This window comes from Stenotrophomonas sp. STEN033 (genome assembly GCF_056856655.1).
Genome location: NZ_JBXFWM010000085.1, coordinates 1 through 17,498 on the forward strand (window position 1 = coordinate 1; position 17,498 = coordinate 17,498).

Here is a 17,498-nt window from a genome sequence, read left to right on the forward strand (position 1 = left end):
CCCCCCCCCCCCCCCCCCCCCCGCCCCCCCCCCCCCCCCCCCCCCCCCCCCCCCCCCCCCCCCCCCCCCCCGCCCCCCCCCCACTACAGTGGCATTGCCGGTAATCAGCGGCTGATGTACAGCGAGAATCCCAGCCACAACGGTACTGCGTACAGCACCGCACCGAGCACGAACAAGGCGGTCAGCAGGTGCACGCGCCAGTCATTGATACGCAGGAAAACGAATTGCTCGATGGTGCGGCCCAGCCAGAACACGGCCATGAAAGCCAACACCACATGCCCCAGCCGGGTATCGAGCAGTTCGCGGGTGAAGGCCAGTGACAGCGCGCCCATGCCAAGAAACACATAGACAAGGCGCAGGTTGAGGATCTGCATGATCGCGCGGTTGGCAGCGCTGAGCTTTGCCAGCTCGTGTTTCCAGCCGAACAAACGCCAGAACGCGAGGTGGAACAGGGCAAAACCCAGGCAGTGCAGTCCGCCAAGACGCAGCATCCATTCCGCGGTCTGCATGCGTCAACCTCCGCTGCGGCTGGGACGTGGTGATACCCACATCGCGATGATGGCCTGGAATACCTCGGTACCGGCCGCATCGGTGACACTGACCTGCACCGGCAGGTCGTAGCCGTGCTCGGCACTGATGATGGGCTGCTGCGGGGTTGCCACCGCCTTCAACACGCCCAGCGCCTTGGCCTGGTATTTCACTTCCATGCCCTTGGGGATCCAGCGCATGTCGGCAGGCAGGCTGGCATCGACCATGACCCCGCCGACCAGTTCGGCCAGGTTGCACATGGCGATCGCATGCACGGTACCGATGTGGTTGCTGATGCGGCGGCGCTGGCGGATCACGCCTTCGCAGCGGCCCGGTTCCAGCGCGGTGATCCGCGGCGAGATGCTGGCGAAATAGGGCGCCTTGAAGCACACCGCGCGGGAGAACAGCCAGTTGCCGGCGGGCCAGCGGGAGAAGCGACGGTAAAGCGACAACAGAGGCGCGGTCATGGTGTAGGGCGTCCTGATATGAAAACGGCGGGCACCAGGCCCGCCGTTGTTGTTGCTGGGTAGTGGCTTACGCGGCCTGCTGCGGCTGCGGGCGCTGCTTGCCCGGCAGGTCGTAGTAGCCGGCCGAACGCAGTTCATGCGGCTCGAAGTCGTCCACGGTGATCGTGTCCATGGTGATCTCGCGCAGCTCTTCCAGCAGCTTGCGCTCGTCCTGGGTGATCACGCCCTCGGCCACGGCCTCGTCGAGCTGGGTGGCGAAGGTCAGCGCCTCGATACCCTTGGTCTTCAGCGCCTTCAGGAACTTGCGCTCGACCGGCTCGGCCATGATCGCCTTGGACAGGTAGCTGTTGATGCGGCCACCCGGGTTGTTGGCGCAGGGGGTCAGGAACACGCCCTGGGCCAGGCGGTCACGCGCTTCGCCCGGTGCCATCAGCGTTGCCGCAACACGGCGGCTCAGGCGATCGCCCGGGGCCTCGGCGCGACGGCCGAACGGGAAGATCAGTGCCCACATCAGCCAGCCGATCGGACGGATCGGGAAGTTGCGCAGCGCCGCCGACAGCGATTCCTCGATCTTGTGCACGCTGTCGTGGAAGGCCCAGGCCAGCAGCGGCTGGTCAGCCTGCGGTGCGCCCTCGTCGTGGTAACGCTTGAGCATGGCGCTGGTCATGTAGATGTGGCTGAGCACATCACCCAGACGGCCGGACAGCGATTCCTTGAACTTGAGCTTGCCGCCGAGGGTCATCATCGAGATGTCGGCCATCAGCGCCAGGTTGGCCGAATAACGGTCCAGCTTGCGGAAGTAGCGGCGGGTGTAGGCGTCGCCCGGGGCGGCACCGAAGCGCGCACCGGTCAGGCCGAACCACAGCGAGCGCACGGCGTTGGAGATGCCGAAGCGGACATGGCCGAACAGTGCCTGGTCGAATTCACGCAGGCCGGCCTTGCGGTCTTCGTCCTGCGCGGCCTTCATTTCCTTCAGCACCCACGGGTGGCAGAGGATGGCGCCCTGACCGAAGATCAGCAGCGAGCGGGTCATGATGTTGGCACCTTCCACCGTGATGGCGATCGGTGCGGCCTGCCAACTGCGGCCGGCGAAGTTGCGCGGCCCGAGGATGATGCCCTTGCCGCCGATCACGTCCATCACGTCGGAAATGACTTCGCGGCTCATGTTGGTGCAGTGGTACTTGGCGATCGCCGACGGCACCGACGGCACGTCGCCACGGTCAACCGCAGCGGCGGTGGCCTGCGACAGTGCGCTGATCTTGTAAGCCTTGCCGCCAATGCGGGCCAGTGCTTCTTCCACACCCTCGAAGCGGCCGACCGACAGGCCGAACTGCTTGCGGATGCGTGCATAGGCACCGGTCACCACCGCACCGGCCTTGGCACCGCCCGAGGCGGTGGAGGGCAGGGTGATGGAACGGCCAACGGCCAGGCACTCGTTGAGCATGTTCCAGCCCAGGCCACGCTTCTCGGCACCGCCGATCAGCTGGGTCAGCGGGATGAACACATCCTTGCCGCGGATCGGACCGTTCTGGAAGGTGGAGTTCAGCGGGAAGTGGCGGCGGCCGATTTCCACGCCGTCGGTGTCACGCGGCAGCAGCGCCAGGGTGATGCCGATGTCCTTGGTGTCGCCGAGCAGGCCGTCCGGGTCGTACATGCGGAAGGCCATGCCGATCAGGGTCGCGACCGGCGCCAGGGTGATGTAGCGCTTGTCGAAGGTCAGCTTCAGGCCCAGCACTTCCTCGCCCTTCCACATGCCCTTGCAGACGATGCCGAAGTCGGGGATGGAGGTGGCGTCCGAGCCGGCGAACGGACCGGTCAGGCCGAAGCAGGGCACTTCCTGGCCGATGGCCAGGCGCGGCAGGTAGTAGTCCTTCTGCTCCTGGGTGCCGTAATGGTTGAGCAGCTCACCCGGGCCCAGCGAGTTGGGCACGCCGACGGTGGAACTGACCACGCTCGATACCGAGGCCAGCTTCTGGATGACCTTGTGGTGGGCCAGCGCGCTGAAGCCCAGGCCGCCGTATTCCTTCGGGATGATCATGCCGAAGAACTTGTTCTTCTTGATGTAGTCCCACAGTTCCGGCGGCAGGTCGGCGTGGACGTGGGTGATCTCGAAGTCGTTGACCATCTTGCACAGTTCTTCCACCGGCCCATCCAGGAAGGCCTGTTCCTCGGCGGTGAGCTGCGGCTTGGGATAGTTGAGCAGGATGTTCCAGTCCGGGTCGCCGGTGAACAGCTCGCCTTCAAAGCCGACCGAGCCGGTTTCCAGGGCGATGCGCTCGGTCTTGGACAGCGGCGGCAGCACCTTGCGGAACACCCCCATGAACGGCGCGGTGATCAGCGGCTTGCGCAGGAACGGCAGCAGCACCGGCACGCTGACCAGCGCAACGATGGCGGCGGCGACGATGATCGCGGTCTGGTTGACCCCGGCAAACCAGCAGATGGCCAGGGCCACGACACTGATGACCGTCCATACGACGAGTCGCATGCGGTGGTAGGCAACAAAGGCACCTGCAAGCAGCAGGGCCAGGAAAGGTACGACGATGCTCATGGACGTGCTCCGGTAACGTGCTCGGTTCGGGCGGACGCTGCGGAAGGCAGTGCGTCCAGATAGTTCAACACAGCGGCGGTAAACGCATTGTTGTCATCGCCGGCCACCATGTGGGTGGCGTGGGGCAGATGGACATGCTGCGCGTGCGGCACCAGCGCCATGAATTCTTCAACGGTCTGTGGCGAGACCAGGTCACTGCGGCCACCGCTGACCAGCAGCAGCGGGCATTGCACTTGTCTTGCAGCTTCGGCAATCACGCCCTGGTGCTGCTCGCTGTCGCGCGCCAGCTCATCGACCAGGCGCGGATCCCAATGCCAGTTCCAGCGGCCATCCTTGCCTGGGCGCAGCAGCGCACGCAGCGAATCTTCGCTCTTGCGTGGGCGGTGCGGCATATAGGCGGAGATGGTGTCGGCAGCGACCTGCAAGGAGGCAAAACCGTCCGGGTGCGCGCTCATGAAGGCAAGAATGCGCTCCACACCGCGGGTCTCCCAGCGCGGGGTGATGTCCACCAGCACCATTGCCGCGAACAGGCCCGGCCAGCGCGCTTCGGCCATCAGCCCGAACAGGCCGCCCATCGAGGCAGCAACCAGCACCGGCGGACGCGGCAGCTCGCCGGCGACCACGATCAGGTCATCGGTGAACTGATCGCCGTGATAGGGCAGATCGCTGGCATTCCAGTCCGAATCGCCATGGCCGCGTGCGTCATAGCTGAGCGTGGCGTGGCCGGCAGCGTTGAGGGTTTCCGCGGTAGCCGTCCAAGCGCCGCGGGTCTGGCCGAAGCCGTGCGCGAACAGAATGCCGGGCTGCTTGCCGCTGTGTCGGGATGCACCCAGGCCAGCGCCATGTGCGCCTTCGAGGCGTATGTCTTCAGCGGATACGGATGAGGGAGTGGGCATAACCATACCTGATGGTATGGAAAGGTCCGAAGTGCTGTCAATACCCGGGAGTATGGAAACGCGCCAGGGCGATGTCGGGGTACCGGAGCCGATCCATCAATTGCCGGATTGTCCGTGCTTTTGTCATCCACATACTGCAACCAGTCCCCGCCGTATGGTTAAATCTGCCCATGAACGATTCTTCAGTTTCCAGCACCGAGTCCCGCAGCACGCGGCAAAACCGTCTGAGCGCGGATGACTGGGCGCAAGCGGCCTTGGACCTGATCGCCGAGCAGGGTGTGGGTGCGGTGGCGGTCGAACCGCTGGCGCGCAGGCTGGGTGTGACCAAGGGCAGCTTCTATTGGCACTTCCCCTCGCGCGACGCGCTGTTGCAAGCGGCCTTGGAGCGCTGGGAAGTCGTGGAGCAGCAGCAGGTGTTCGGCAGCCTGGAGGAGGTACCGGACCCGCGCACCCGTCTGCGTGCGCTGTTCCAACTGGTCGCACATGAAGTCACGCCGCATGTGATCTACAGCGAGTTGCTCAAGGCGCTGGACAATCCGATGGTGCGGCCGGTGATCGACCGTGTCTCGCAGCGGCGCATGGAATACCTGATCGCCTCGTTCCGTCAGGCCGGGCTCAGCTCCACCGATGCGCGCCACCGTGCGCGGCTGGCCTACGCGGCCTATGTCGGCTTCCTGCAGCTGTCATTGCAACTGCAGCAGCCCAAGCAGGCGCGCGAGGATTTCGAGGCCTATGTCGAGCACGTGATCGAGACCTTGATCCCGAACGGTTGAATCGACTGACCGCGCATGAGCAAGAAGGGCCGCAGCAATGCGGCCTTTTCTTTTGCTTTGAGGCTGCTCCTGCAGGCGATGATGGCCGCAAATGGCGCAGCCGTTGCGCAGCCCGGATCGGCGCGGCGCCGAGATCCCCGGTGAGCGCCTGCTCGCGAGATCGGCGTCGAGCGAGTGGATGTCCGAGATAGGTCCAGGGCATTGCCGGACCATCGCAACCTGCAAAAGAAAACGGCCCGGGAATCCCGGGCCGTTTTGTTTCAACCGATCAGACTACGATCAGAAGCGCTGACGGTACTCCATGTAGTAGTAGCGCCCCGGGGTGTCGTACTGGTAGTCGAAGCTGTTGGCGAACGCCTGCGTCGCCACCGGCGGTTCCTTCGCGAACACGTTGTTCACGCCCACCGACACGGTTGCATTCCACGGCACGTTGTAGCGTGCCTGCAGGTCGTGATAGGTGGTCGCGGCCAGCTTGTTCTGCGGGTCCTTGCCGGTAGCGGTGACCCGGTTCGGGTCGCTGCACAGCGATGCGACCGTCGGGTACTTGCAGTTTTCGACCAGGCTGGAGAAGTAGCGGGTGGTCCAGGTCAGGCCGAAATCACCGTAGGTCCAGTTCGCGGTCAGGTTGGAGCGGATGCGCCAGACCGGGGTGTCCTTGACGTAGGTGCCTACGGTCGAAGCATCCCAATCAGCGTCAGGCGTGGCCTTGGTGCGGTAGGACGACATGTAGGTGCTGTCCCACACGAACGAGAAGGCGCCGATGCTGGTATCCGGCAGCGAGTAACGCATGGTCAGGTCGTAACCTTCCACTTCGGTCTCGCCCAGGTTGGCCAGGCCCATCTTCAGGTAGGTGATCTGGCCCAGTGCGTTGCGGGTCAGGCCGTCATTGACGATGTCGCACCAGCTCTGGTTGCCTTCCACATAGCACTGGTCAAGCATGTAGGTGACCTGCGGACGGCTGATCACGTTCTTGATGTTGATCTGCCACCAGTCCAGCGACACGTCGAAGCCCTTCAGGAAGCTCGGGCTGAACACGAAGCCCAAGGTCTTGGAGGTCGAGGTTTCCGGGGTCAGCTCCTGGTTGGAAACCCAGTCGAACGGCCACGGGGTCTGGTCACCATACTTTTCACGCTGCTTGTAGGCGGCGGAAATGCCGGCTGCGGCGCAGCGCTGGGCCACGGCGGCGTTGCCGATGAACGGGCTGTCGCTGGAGCAGGGGTCGCCGTAGCCTTCGTACGATGCGGAACCGCCACCGAACATGTTGGAGATCGACGGTGCACGGAAGCCTTCGGCCCAGTTACCACGAACCAGCAGGTCGGCGTACGGCTTCCACTTGAAGCCGAACTTGCTGTTGATGGTGTTGCCGAAGTTGCTGTAGTCGGAATAACGCGACGCCACGCTGAACTCCAGCACTTCGGCGCCCGGCAGATCCTTCAGCAGCGGGATGGCCAGTTCCAGGTACAGGTCGTCCAGGCTGTAATCACCGCTGGTCGGCTGACGGGCGTTGCCCGAGCTCATGCCGGCCGAGACGAAGGCGTCCGGCAGGTCGTAGCCGGATTCCTTGCGGTGCTCGTAACCCGCTGCGAAGCCCATCATGCCGCCCGGCAGTTCGACGATGTCGCCGGCCAGGTTGGCGGTGAAGCTCTTGCTCTTGTTCTGGAACTTGTCCTTGGCGGTGAACAGGATGTAGTCCAGCATTTCCTTCGGCATGTTGCCGGCACTGGACAGCGGATTGAACGGCACGCAGCCATCAATCACGGCACCCGGTGCGCCGCACTTGACCACGCCATCGGTGTCCATGAAGGACGCGCCGGTGGCACGGTACAGATTGCCCATGTTGACGTCACCGACCTGGGTGTCGATCTGGTCGTTCGAGTTGTAGCTCAGACCGGCATCCCAGTTGAAGTAGCGGTCGGCAAACTGGAACGAACCTTCCAGGCCGCCATACCAATGCAGGGTCTTGACGTCCTGCTCATAGAAGCGTTCCTGTTCGACCAGGCGACGGTTCCAGTTCAGTTCGCGCGCGTCGGCCGCGCCCTTGGTCGGGTTGTAGTAGCTGTCTGCAGACAAGCCCTGGTCGCCGCCCATGTAGCTGCCGGCGCTCAGCGGGAAGCCGGCCAGCTGCTGGGCCGAGTTACGCTGGTTGTACAGCGCGTCGGTGCGCAGTGCGATCGAGTCGGTCAGGTCGTAGCGGCCCTGGATGTAGATCGACTTGCGCTCCTGCGGGGTGCGCAGGTAGTTGTCGGCGGCGTAGTTGTACTTGTCGTCATTGCCGTAGGCGTGATAGTTGCCCGGCAGAACGCGACCATCAGCATCCTTGTTGACAACCCAGCGGTTGATGCCGGCACGGGCGGCGGTGGCCTTGTCCTTGCTGCCGGCGATCGAATCCCAGTAGTCGACGTCGTCGGTGGGGGTGCCATCGACGGTCAGGTCCCAGATGCCGCCGTCAGCGGTCTGGCCGCTGTACTGGCTCGAACCCAGGCCATACACCGGATCGCGCGAGATCTTGCGTGCGCCGGCCATGACGGCCTTTTCCTTGACGTAGCTGGCGCCGAACACCAGGTTGCCGCGGTCGCTGCTGGTACCCAGGGTCAGGTCATAGCCTTCGCGCTCGCCGTCGCCCTGGCTGAACTGGCCGCGATACACATGGGCTTCACCGCCGTTGAAATCTTCACGGGTGATGATGTTGACCACGCCGGCGATGGCGTCCGAACCGTAGATCGAGGAGGCGCCGTCCTTCAGGACTTCGATGCGCTCGACCATGGCCGACGGGATGGTGTTCAGGTCGACGCTGCCGTCCAGGGCCGAGACCCAACGGCGGCCATTGACCAGCACCAGGGTGCGCGAGGAGCCGAGGTTGCGCAGGTCGACGCCGGAGGAGCCGTCGCCGCCGTTGTTGAACTGGGTGTTGATGGCAGCGCCGTTGGTGGCGATCTGCTGCAGCACGTCAGCGACGCTGGTACGACCGGTCTGCTGGATCGCTTCGCGGGTCAGGGTCAGAACCGGCTGCGAGGTTTCCGCATCAACCGAGCGGATGCGCGAGCCAGTGACCTGGATGCGATCCAGGTTGGTTGCGCCCTTGTCTGCATCCTGGGCGTATACGACACCGGTGGTGCCGGCGCTTGCGACAAGCGCAAGGACAACTGCATCACGCAGTTTGTTGGACTTGCAAATCATTGGTTCTCTCTCTCTGCCAAGTGGACTTGGTATAGCTGCGAAGGCCGCTGGCGGATCCGAAAGGCGGATCCAAAACCATGGGCTTGAGACCGATAGTACTTGCGACTGCAAATAAATTAAAGATTGGTTAATGAAGTTGTGGAAATGACTCCAATTCAGCAAAGGCGAGCCCGTTGTTTCCGGCGCATGCTGCAACGCAAAACGCCCCGGCAGGCGGGGCGTTCTCTGGATCTGACGTAAGAGTAAGGAGTTACAGATCCTGCTCGTAACGGACGTACGGGATTGCTCCGTCGTCATTGCTTTCGTTACGGGGAGAGAAGGGGTTTTTGCCGCGTGTGATCACGTTTTCCGCGCCGACCGTGAGCTGGCCACTCCACGGGGTGCGCCAGGTGATGCCCAGGCCGAGGCCTTCCCACTTGCCGCTCTGGCCGGGCGCATCGACGACGCGGCCGATGACGTTGGCGCTGAAGGCGCCATAGCCGCCGCCGACGGTCAGGCTCTTGCTGTCCCACTGGTCCACCACCGCAGGAGCGGCGTCGGTCAGCGGCACCAGGCGTGCCTTGGCATAGGTGCCGCCGATGGAGACGAATCCTTCGCGGCCGATGTTCTTCTGTCCGAATACGGTCAGATCATTCTGTTCGATGCGTGCCGCGCCGCTCTTGTTGCCGCCGGACAACCAGGCCGGCAAGGTATCGCGGCCGCTGCCGGCGCTTACGCCGACGCGTCCACCGGGCCGATTGAACGCGGTGGTGGCCGAGATGTGGCGGCCATTGTTGTCGTCGTCATCGCCGAGGCTGGCCAGCATGCAGTGGCTGGCCAGGCCGCCGATGCTGCTGCCGCGGCTGCTGTTGCAGAGCAGGCCGAGCGAATCGCCCGAGGACAGGCCAAACGCGGCATCCAGCGAGCTTTGACCAAAATTCCAGCGTGCGCCGGCGTTCTGGGTGCCCGTGGGTTCCAGGTAAAGCAGGGCCTCGACCTTGCCACTGCCACGGTTCCACACCGGCAGTACGGTGCTGTCCATGGCGCGCGGCTTGCTTTGCGCATGCACGCCCGTGACCGCGCCAAGGGCGATCAGCAGGGCAAGCGGTAGGCGCAGTAAGGCGTTCATGGACTCAGTCAGACCCCGTTGGCGCCAGGAAGTTCCCGGCGCGTGAGCTCTCGATCCTATGCGGTTTATGGTTTCTTAACAAGTCTTCGCCCTCCCCAGAACGCAACTCGTTGGACCTTTATTGCAGCCGCTCAGGTGCTGGCTGATTGGCCGGTGTAGAACTGAACAATACGCCAAATTCTGCCAATGGGAAGTGATATTCCTGACCGCAGAACTCGCAGCGGACTTCGACCTGGCCGGTGGGCTCGGCGGCGGCGCGGGCTTCCTCCTCGCCGAGCGACTGCAGCATGGCGCTGACCCGCTCGCGCGAGCAGGAGCAGCCAAAGCGCAGGGCCTTGTCGCCGACCAGCTGCGGGTTCTCCTCATGGAACAGGCGGTGCAGCAGTTCGCTGGCCGGCAGTGCCAGCAGTTCGTCCTGGCCGAGGGTGTCAAACAGGGCGCCTGCGCGGATCCAGCCGTCCTCATCGCCTTCGTCGCCGGGCAGTTTCTGCAGCAGCAGACCGGCGGCATGTTCTCCATTGCTGGCCAGCAGCAGACGCGTCGGCAACTGCTCGGAATGGCGGAAATAGTCCTCGAAGGCTTCGTCCAGGCTGTCGCCGCTCAGGGCGACCAGGCTCTGGTAGCGCTGCGGCTCACGCGGATCCAGGCCGGGGTTCTCGATGGTGATGGCCAGCAGTGCGTCCTCGCCCAAGGCAGCGAGGGTGGACGGGGCGTCTTCGCCATCGTTCAGCTGGGCGATGCCGCGCAGGGTGCCGGCCGAGGTGCACTCGGTGAACAAGGCACGCAGGGCGGTGCTGCTGCGCAGCTGAATGGACAAACGCCCATCGACCTTGGTGTGGCCGGTAAACAGTGCCGATGCCACGCTGGCTTCGCCCAGCAGTCGCGACGCGGCGGCCGGATAGTCGCCGTGGGACAGGATTTCACGCCAGCTCTGGCCCAGCCGGACATGGACGCCGCGCACACCGGCGGCGGGCAGGAGAAAGCGGACAAGCAGATCGGAGGTGTCGGTCATGGGGCTGCATCTACGCGAGGTGGGGCCGGTGCCGGATAATGCGCCGGACAAATGGTTTTGCAAGGTGGATATCAATGGGGGCGGAGCAGGCCGAGCTCAAGGTGGAGCAGGGGGCGGGGAGCGGGCGTCGTCGGCGCTGGCTGCGGTGGTTGCTATGGGCACCGGTGCTGTTTGCCGTGTTCAGTGTCTTGCAGGTGCTGGTACTGCGCTTCGTCGACCCGCCGTTCTCCACGGTGATGGTGTTCCGGCAGTTGGAAGCGCTGGCGCAGGGCGACTGGAAGTTCCGTATCCGTTACCAGTGGTGCGATCTCGACGAGATGGCGCGCAGCGTGCCGATCTCGCTGGTGGCGGCGGAGGACCAGCGCTTTCCCGAGCACAATGGTTTCGACTTGAAGGCCATCGAGAAGGCGCGCAAGCACAACGAGCGCGGTGGACGTCTGCGTGGCGCCAGCACGATCAGCCAGCAGACCGCAAAGAATGTGTTCCTGTGGCAGGGCCGCAGCTGGCTGCGCAAGGGGCTGGAGGTCTGGTACACGGTGCTGATCGAGGCCTTGTGGCCGAAGCAGCGGATCATCGAGATGTACGCCAATGTGGCCGAGTTTGGTGATGGCATTTATGGCGTGCAGGCGGCATCGCGCAGCTACTGGGGCAAGGATGCGGCCCGCCTCAGCCCGGCCGAGAGTGCGCGCTTGGCCGCGGTGCTGCCTTCACCGCGGCGCTACAGCGCGGCCAAGCCGGGGCCTTATGTGCAGCGGCGTGCGGCGTGGATACAGCGGCAGGCGCGCCAGTTGGGTGGTGCGGACTACGTTGATGATGGCAATTGAATGCGCGGCTCTGGGTAGACTTGCGCAATGAGCCAGCCCGAACGCCTGACCCTGCTGATCACAGCCTTCAACGAGCAGGATGCATTGCCGATGCTGCATCCGCGCTTGTGCGCGCAGCTGCAGGCGCTGGAAGGGGGTGTGGATGGCCGCATCCTCTACGTTGATGACGGCAGCAGCGATGCGACATGGGCGGTGATGCAACAGTTGGCGGCACAGGAGCCGCGGGTGTCGGCGCTGCGGCTGTCACGCAATTTCGGCAAGGAAATCGCGCTGACGGCGGGGCTGGACTTCGTTGAAGAAGGGGCGGTGATCCTGCTGGATGCCGATGGCCAGGATCCGCCGGAACTGATTCCGCGTTTCGTCGCGTTGTGGCAGCAAGGCTATGACGATGTCTATGGAACACGCGTGGAGCGCGGGGGCGATGGTTGGTTGAAGCGCTTCACCGCCGCGGGTTTCTACCGGGTGATGGGGCGCTTGTCGAAGACGCCGATCCCAGCCGATACCGGCGATTTCCGGCTGTTGTCGCCACGTGCGTTGGCTGGGCTGCGACAGCTGCGAGAACGCCACCGCTTCATGAAGGGCCTGTTTGGCTGGGTCGGCTATAAACGCGTCGCGCTGCCTTATCGACGCGAGCCGCGGCTGGCGGGAAGCAGCAAGTTTGGCTTCTGGAAATTGTGGAACTTCGCGTTGGAGGGCATTACCAGCTTCTCCACCGCGCCCTTGCGGGTGGCAACCTACCTGGGCTTGTTCACTGCCGCCTGCGCGTTCGGCTTCGCGCTGTTTGTTGTCGGCAAGGCGGCGTTGTACGGCGACCGGGTTGCTGGCTGGCCGACGATGATGGCGGCAATCCTGTTCCTGGGCGGGGTGCAGCTGATCGCGCTGGGCTTGATCGGTGAATACCTCGGGCGTCTCTACATGGAGGCCAAACAGCGCCCCTTGTACCTGGTTGACACCTGGCAGCCGGGGAACGTGGCAGTATCTGCGTCATTCGCCAGCGCAGGAGAACGCCATGCAGACCGTTCGACAGTTGCTCGGGGCCAAGTCCCCTGAAATCCACGCGGTGCCACCCGATGTGGCGGTGGTGCAGGCGATCCGCCTGATGGCGGAGAAGGGCATCGGCGCGGTGCTGGTGATGGAAGGACGCAAGCTGGTCGGCATCCTTTCCGAACGTGACTACGCGCGCAAGATCGTGTTGATGGACCGTTCCTCAGCCACCACGCCGGTGCGCGAGATCATGACCGGCGAGCTGGTCACGGTGGCCCCCACGGTGTCGGTGGAGCAGTGCCTTGCGTTGGTGACCGACCGCCGCATCCGCCACCTGCCGGTGCTGGATGGCGACGAGGTGGTGGGCGTGATCTCGATCGGTGATCTGGTCAAATCGGTGATCGAACAGCAGCGCCAGGAACTGGGCCAGCTGCAGCAGTACATCACTGGCACCTGAGTCGGGTGGCGCTACCTGGCGTAGTGCCCGCCACACTGCACGTCCTTGCCCGGACCGGTTTCGATGGTGGCCAATAGTGCGGCCGGCGGTGCGATGCTGGCCAGGGTCAGGGCGATGGCGCCACGGATGCCCAGTGCCTTGAAGTCGGGGCGGAACGAGGGATCCTTGAAACTGCCGCCCACCCGCAGCGGTGAACGCAGCGCCAGGATGCTGACATCCTTGGGGCGTGGACGCAGCAGCAGGTCCAGTTGCTCCTGCTTGAGGCTGATCGTGCCTTCGCCGATGACCAGCGTATCGGTGGTATCGAAGGCCAGCGCGCGTGAGCGCATGAGGCCATCGTGCACGCCGAAGTCAGCAAAGGCGCAACGCAGTGGAATCTGCTTGTCGCCGGTGAACAGGAACTTCAATGACTCGGCCACGTCGAGCCCGGCCAGTTCCATCAGCAGGTTGCCGATATGGCCACGGCCCATGCCCACTGCGACATCGCCGTTGCTGCTGCCCAACATTGCGGCGATGGAGTTGCCATTGCCGCTGAGGCGGATGTTGCCGCTGATGCCGCCGGAAGCCTGCTCGGCCAGCTTGGCATCGGGGAACAGCTGGCCCAGCTGCACCCCGCGCAGGCTGGCGTTGAATGTTGTGTTGATCTGCGCACGGCGTGCGTCCATGCGCACGGTGCTGCGGATGTCACCGCCGGCGACGCCGAAGTTGAGCGGCTCCAGCCGCAGCAGGCCGTTGTCCAGCAACAGGTGCGCATCCATGTCGTCCAGCGGCAGTTTGGGTGCATTGATGCGCTGTGCCTTCCAGCGTACGTCCGCATCCATCGCCCGCAGCTTGCCCAGGTTGTAGGGGGTGTCCGGCAGGACGGTGGACTTGGCGGCGAGTTGCGCGGCTTGTGCTTTCTGCGCGGCATTGGCGGACTCGTCGCCGCCGGTCTTCGGTGGGGCGCCGATGAAACCGGCCAGATCGTCGAAATCCAGGCGTTTGGACAGCAGGTTCGCGGTCAGTCGCGGGCGTTCGCCGGCCACGTCGATCTCGACATCACCAGCCAGGTCGCTGTCGCCGACGCGACCGCTGAATTTCTCGTAACGCCAGCGCTCATGATCACGCTTGAGCCGACCGTCCAGCTGATACGGCGGCGACGAGGGAATGGCAATGCCGATCAGCGGATACAGGTCGTCCAGATCCTGCCCGCTCAGCTGGAACTGCAGGTCGAATACCTGAAGTTGGAAAGGATTGGTCAGGCTGCCACGCGCGATCGCGTGGGTGGCGCCGGCGCGCGCATCCAGATGGATGCGGAACGGGTGATCGCTATTGCTCAGCTCCAGTGGCGATTCGGTGCCGCCGGAGAGGGTGAAGGCGGCACCGCGCCAGCGTCCTTTGCCCTGCACCCGTACCGGTGGCGCAGCGTCGGCCTGCCGGGCCTCGCCGCTGCGCACCGCCAGGTCGATGTTGCTGCGTCCCAGTGTGTCAATGAACCGCAGCCGGCCTTCGTTGATACGCAGGCTGTGCAGTTGCACGAGCTGTCCGCCGCCGCCATCGAGGAAGTTCCAGTTGCCGGGTTCACCCTTGCGCGGAGCCGTCTCCAGCAGCACGTCGGGGTGGCTGAGGCGGATCTCCGGCAGCTGCACGCTGCCGCGCAGCAGTGGCCACAGGCGTATGTCGATCTCCACGCGGTCGGCGCTGGCCATCTGCGCCTGCCTGGCCCAGCTGGCGTTGGCAAAGGTGATGTGATCGCCGCGAATGGTGGTGGTGCGGCCCAGGTCTACATCCAGGTTGCCGATCTGCAGTACACGGCCGGTGCGTGCCTGCACAGCGCGCTCAACCGGCCCCTTGAACCAGTTCCAGTCCCACAATAGGAGTAGCACGATGGCTGCCACGAGCATGGCGGCGGCTGCCAAAAGCCAGCGCTGGCCGCGTTTGCCGGGGCGTTTGATTCGCCAGCGCGCCGCGGACGGCGTAGCCGGGGGCGGGGAAGTATTCACGGCCCCATCGTGGACGGGGCCGTGTTCACATCACGCGAAGCGCGCATTCGCATGATGTGCAGGCCGTGTCGTTAGACCCTTGATGGATGCCGCTGGCCTTACAGGATCTGCGCGGTCACAGAGACGAAATGGCAGACGCTGCCGGCAATCACGAACAGGTGCCAGATCGCGTGCGAGTAGGGCAGCTGTTCACGGTGATAGAACACGGTGCCGAGGGTGTAGAAGACGCCGCCGGCGAACAGCCAGCTCAATGTCCAGCCATCGATCGAGGCCCACATCGGCTTGATCGCGACGATCACCAGCCAGCCCATCGCGATATAGATCGCGGTGGAGAGTTTCTTGAAGCGGCCGGTGTAGAACAGCTTGAATACGACGCCGAACAGGGCGAGCGCCCAGATCGCGCCAAACAACCCCCAGCCCCAGGGGCCACGCAGGCCGATCAGGGTGAATGGCGTATAGGTGCCAGCGATCAGGATGTAGATCGCGCAATGATCGAAGATCTTCAGTCGACCCTTGGCAACCGGGTGCTGGATGGCGTGGTACAGGGTGGAGGCGGTGTACAACAGCAGCAGGGCGACGCCGAAGACAATGGCGCTGGCCAGTTGCCAGCCATCGCCGTAGATCGCGGCAAGGGTGATGAGGACGGCGCCGCCAGCCAGTGCGCTGACCGCGCCCAGACCATGGGTGAGGGCGCTTGCGACTTCTTCGCGGATCGATGCAACGGTTGCAGTCATGGGAATGAGGGCGCGGGCTGGGGGGAGGCCCGGTGCCCGCTATCATCACCCCGAACGGCGGCGTATGCACGCCGCCATCAGAACCTAGGCCACCGAAACCGTGTGCGCTGCTTCACGGGTTGCAGAGAAACGTACGTCCGGCGCACGTTCCTGGGCCAACTGCAGGTTGACCCGGGTGGGGGCCAGGTAGACCAGGTGGCCGGCGGCATCGATGCTCAGATTGCTGGCGTTCTTCTCGCGGAACTCTTCCAGCTTCTTCGCATTGCTGCAGCTGATCCAGCGTGCGGTATTGACCGATACCGGCTCGAACACCGCTTCCACGCCGTACTCGTCCTTCAGCCGGTAGGCGGCCACGTCGAACTGCAGCACGCCGACCGCGCCCAGGATCAGGTCGTTGCTCATCAACGGGCGGAAGAACTGGGTGGCGCCTTCCTCGGACAGCTGGGCCAGGCCCTTCTGCAGTTGCTTGAGCTTGAGCGGGTCACGCAGGCGGGCGCGGCGGAACAGTTCCGGGGCGAAGTTGGGGATGCCGGTGAAGGTCACCGCCTCGCCTTCGGTGAAAGTGTCACCGATGGAGATGGTGCCGTGGTTGTGGATGCCGATCACGTCGCCCGGCCAGGCTTCGGCGGCGATCTCGCGGTCGCTGGCCATGAAGGTCAACGCGTTGGCCAGCTTCATTTCCTTGCCGGTGCGCACGTGGAAGGTCTTCATGCCGGCGGTGAACTTGCCCGAGCACACCCGCATGAAGGCGACACGGTCGCGGTGCTGCGGATCCATGTTGGCCTGGATCTTGAACACGAAGCCGGTCAGCTTGTCTTCCTGCGGGGCGATGTCGCGGCCGGTGGTGGCACGCGGCTGCGGCGCCGGCGCGTGCTTGACGAAGAAGTCCAGCAGCGGCTGCACGCCGAAGTTGTTGACGCCCGAGCCGAAGAACACCGGGGTCTGCTTGCCGGCCAGGTAGGCCTGCACGTCGAACGGATGGCTGGCGCCCTGCACCAGTTCCAGCTCGTCACGCAGGTCGGCCAGCATCTTCTCGCCGATCTTCTCGGCCAGGCCGGGGGAGTCCAGCGACGGGAAGATGGTCGAGTCCTGGCGGGTGAAGTTGCGGCCCTGTTCGTACAGGTGCACTTCGCCGGTCAGCAGGTGCACCACGCCCTTCAGGCGCTGGCCCATGCCGATTGGCCAGGTCACCGGCGCGCACTGGATGCCGAGCACGGTTTCCACTTCATCCAGCAGCTCGATCGGGTCCTTGCCCTCGCGGTCGAGCTTGTTGATGAAGGTCATGATGGGGGTGTCGCGCAGGCGGCAGACTTCCATCAGTTTGATGGTGCGCTCTTCCACGCCCTTGGCCACGTCGATCACCATCAGCGCCGAGTCCACCGCGGTAAGCACGCGGTAGGTGTCCTCGCCGAAGTCGGCGTGGCCGGGGGTGTCGAGCAGGTTGACGATCTTGTCTTCGTACGGGAACTGCATCACCGACGAGGTGACCGAGATGCCACGTTCCTTTTCCAGCGCCATCCAGTCCGAGGTGGCGTGGCGGGCGGCCTTGCGGCCCTTGACCGAGCCGGCCATCTGGATCGCGCCCCCGAACAGCAGCAGCTTTTCGGTCAGCGTGGTCTTGCCGGCGTCAGGGTGGGAGATGATGGCGAAGGTGCGGCGGCGCGCGGCTTCGGTGGCGACTTCGGACATGGCAGGGGCGCCCGCCCGGGCGCATCAGAAACGAATGAACCGGCGATTATACCTGCCGCCAGCCCAGCAAGGATGACCAGAATCCCCGGTACTGCCAACCCAAGCTCGGCAGGAATCCACCCGTAGTGCCGAGCCATGCTCGGCAAGGGCCTTACCAGGCATCCCACCGTAGTGCCGAGCCATGCTCGGCAAGGGGCCTTCCCAGACATCCCACCCGTAGTGCCGAGCCATGCTCGGCAGAGGCCTTCCCAGGCATCCCACCCGTAGTGCCGAGCCATGCTCGGCAAGGGGCCTCACCGGTAAAGCCCCTGCCGAGCAT

14 protein-coding genes are annotated in these 17,498 nt (G+C 64.5%); 4 read left to right on the forward strand and 10 right to left on the reverse strand.

Annotation, left to right across the window (positions count from 1 at the left end; genetic code table 11):
* Positions 1-104: 104 nt before the first annotated feature.
* From AC1VXC_RS19390 to AC1VXC_RS19405, 4 genes are all read right to left on the reverse strand, one after another.
* Positions 105-509, reverse strand: a complete 405-nt coding sequence (locus AC1VXC_RS19390) for a hypothetical protein (protein WP_313493046.1) — start codon at positions 507-509, stop codon at positions 105-107.
* Positions 510-512: 3 nt separating this feature from the next.
* Complete coding sequence (locus AC1VXC_RS19395; RefSeq protein WP_313172907.1) at positions 513-995, reverse strand: hotdog fold domain-containing protein; 483 nt, start codon at positions 993-995, stop codon at positions 513-515.
* A 67-nt stretch (positions 996-1,062) separates the two neighbouring features.
* Positions 1,063-3,543 carry an acyl-CoA dehydrogenase gene (locus AC1VXC_RS19400; protein WP_313172908.1) on the reverse strand — a complete coding sequence of 827 codons (2,481 nt, stop codon included), beginning with the start codon at positions 3,541-3,543 and terminating at the stop codon, positions 1,063-1,065.
* Positions 3,540-4,445, reverse strand: a complete 906-nt coding sequence (locus tag AC1VXC_RS19405) for an alpha/beta fold hydrolase (RefSeq protein WP_313172909.1) — start codon at positions 4,443-4,445, stop codon at positions 3,540-3,542. The genes AC1VXC_RS19400 and AC1VXC_RS19405 overlap by 4 nt, the downstream gene beginning before the upstream one ends.
* 164 nt (positions 4,446-4,609) lie before the next feature.
* Between AC1VXC_RS19405 and AC1VXC_RS19410 the strand changes: the two genes are divergently transcribed.
* Positions 4,610-5,212 carry a TetR/AcrR family transcriptional regulator gene (locus AC1VXC_RS19410; RefSeq protein WP_313172910.1) on the forward strand — a complete coding sequence of 201 codons (603 nt, stop codon included), beginning with the start codon at positions 4,610-4,612 and terminating at the stop codon, positions 5,210-5,212.
* A 279-nt stretch (positions 5,213-5,491) separates the two neighbouring features.
* Here AC1VXC_RS19410 and AC1VXC_RS19415 read toward each other — a convergent pair whose 3' ends face one another.
* The 3 genes from AC1VXC_RS19415 to hslO all read right to left on the reverse strand — a co-directional run bounded on the left by AC1VXC_RS19415 (position 5,492) and on the right by hslO (position 10,509).
* Complete coding sequence (locus AC1VXC_RS19415) at positions 5,492-8,389, reverse strand: TonB-dependent receptor (RefSeq protein WP_313172911.1); 2,898 nt, start codon at positions 8,387-8,389, stop codon at positions 5,492-5,494.
* Between the two features lie 250 nt (positions 8,390-8,639).
* Positions 8,640-9,497, reverse strand: coding sequence for an XOO1806 family protein (locus tag AC1VXC_RS19420; protein WP_313493043.1), 858 nt, complete (start codon positions 9,495-9,497; stop codon positions 8,640-8,642).
* Between the two features lie 118 nt (positions 9,498-9,615).
* Positions 9,616-10,509, reverse strand: coding sequence for an Hsp33 family molecular chaperone HslO (hslO, locus tag AC1VXC_RS19425; protein ID WP_481539593.1), 894 nt, complete (start codon positions 10,507-10,509; stop codon positions 9,616-9,618).
* Positions 10,510-10,583: 74 nt separating this feature from the next.
* Between hslO and mtgA the strand changes: the two genes are divergently transcribed.
* The 3 genes from mtgA to AC1VXC_RS19440 are packed head-to-tail and all read left to right on the forward strand — an operon-like array spanning position 10,584 to position 12,774.
* Complete coding sequence (gene mtgA, locus AC1VXC_RS19430) at positions 10,584-11,333, forward strand: monofunctional biosynthetic peptidoglycan transglycosylase (RefSeq protein ID WP_313172914.1); 750 nt, start codon at positions 10,584-10,586, stop codon at positions 11,331-11,333.
* A gap of 27 nt (positions 11,334-11,360) precedes the next feature.
* On the forward strand, positions 11,361-12,383 hold the full coding sequence (locus AC1VXC_RS19435) for a glycosyltransferase family 2 protein (protein ID WP_313172915.1): 1,023 nt from the start codon (positions 11,361-11,363) through the stop codon (positions 12,381-12,383).
* Entirely contained in the window at positions 12,343-12,774 is a 432-nt protein-coding gene (locus AC1VXC_RS19440) for a CBS domain-containing protein (RefSeq protein WP_313172916.1), read from the forward strand. The genes AC1VXC_RS19435 and AC1VXC_RS19440 overlap by 41 nt, the downstream gene beginning before the upstream one ends.
* 11 nt (positions 12,775-12,785) lie before the next feature.
* On the opposite strand, the gene AC1VXC_RS19445 is transcribed toward AC1VXC_RS19440, so the two are convergent.
* From AC1VXC_RS19445 to AC1VXC_RS19455, 3 genes are all read right to left on the reverse strand, one after another.
* A complete protein-coding gene (locus AC1VXC_RS19445; RefSeq protein ID WP_482995084.1) occupies positions 12,786-14,657 on the reverse strand; it encodes an AsmA family protein in 1,872 nt (623 codons plus the stop codon).
* Positions 14,658-14,854: 197 nt separating this feature from the next.
* Positions 14,855-15,490 (reverse strand): PAQR family membrane homeostasis protein TrhA, encoded by a 636-nt coding sequence (trhA, locus tag AC1VXC_RS19450; RefSeq protein ID WP_313172918.1) that lies wholly within the window; start codon positions 15,488-15,490, stop codon positions 14,855-14,857.
* Between the two features lie 84 nt (positions 15,491-15,574).
* A complete protein-coding gene (locus AC1VXC_RS19455) occupies positions 15,575-17,179 on the reverse strand; it encodes a peptide chain release factor 3 (protein ID WP_313172919.1) in 1,605 nt (534 codons plus the stop codon).
* Between the last annotated feature and the right edge of the window lie 319 nt (positions 17,180-17,498).

Excerpts from the sequence above, each read along its gene's own strand:
- AC1VXC_RS19390 (WP_313493046.1), bottom strand. The coding sequence starts at position 509 with ATGCAGACCGCGGAATGGATGCTGCGTCTTGGCGGACTGCACTGCCTG.
- AC1VXC_RS19395 (WP_313172907.1), bottom strand. The coding sequence starts at position 995 with ATGACCGCGCCTCTGTTGTCGCTTTACCGTCGCTTCTCCCGCTGGCCC.
- AC1VXC_RS19400 (WP_313172908.1), bottom strand. The coding sequence starts at position 3,543 with ATGAGCATCGTCGTACCTTTCCTGGCCCTGCTGCTTGCAGGTGCCTTT.
- AC1VXC_RS19405 (WP_313172909.1), bottom strand. The coding sequence starts at position 4,445 with ATGGTTATGCCCACTCCCTCATCCGTATCCGCTGAAGACATACGCCTC.
- AC1VXC_RS19410 (WP_313172910.1), top strand. The coding sequence starts at position 4,610 with ATGAACGATTCTTCAGTTTCCAGCACCGAGTCCCGCAGCACGCGGCAA.
- AC1VXC_RS19415 (WP_313172911.1), bottom strand. The coding sequence starts at position 8,389 with ATGATTTGCAAGTCCAACAAACTGCGTGATGCAGTTGTCCTTGCGCTT.
- AC1VXC_RS19420 (WP_313493043.1), bottom strand. The coding sequence starts at position 9,497 with ATGAACGCCTTACTGCGCCTACCGCTTGCCCTGCTGATCGCCCTTGGC.
- hslO (WP_481539593.1), bottom strand. The coding sequence starts at position 10,509 with ATGACCGACACCTCCGATCTGCTTGTCCGCTTTCTCCTGCCCGCCGCC.
- mtgA (WP_313172914.1), top strand. The coding sequence starts at position 10,584 with ATGGGGGCGGAGCAGGCCGAGCTCAAGGTGGAGCAGGGGGCGGGGAGC.
- AC1VXC_RS19435 (WP_313172915.1), top strand. The coding sequence starts at position 11,361 with ATGAGCCAGCCCGAACGCCTGACCCTGCTGATCACAGCCTTCAACGAG.
- AC1VXC_RS19440 (WP_313172916.1), top strand. The coding sequence starts at position 12,343 with ATGCAGACCGTTCGACAGTTGCTCGGGGCCAAGTCCCCTGAAATCCAC.
- AC1VXC_RS19445 (WP_482995084.1), bottom strand. The coding sequence starts at position 14,657 with ATGCTCGTGGCAGCCATCGTGCTACTCCTATTGTGGGACTGGAACTGG.
- trhA (WP_313172918.1), bottom strand. The coding sequence starts at position 15,490 with ATGACTGCAACCGTTGCATCGATCCGCGAAGAAGTCGCAAGCGCCCTC.
- AC1VXC_RS19455 (WP_313172919.1), bottom strand. The coding sequence starts at position 17,179 with ATGTCCGAAGTCGCCACCGAAGCCGCGCGCCGCCGCACCTTCGCCATC.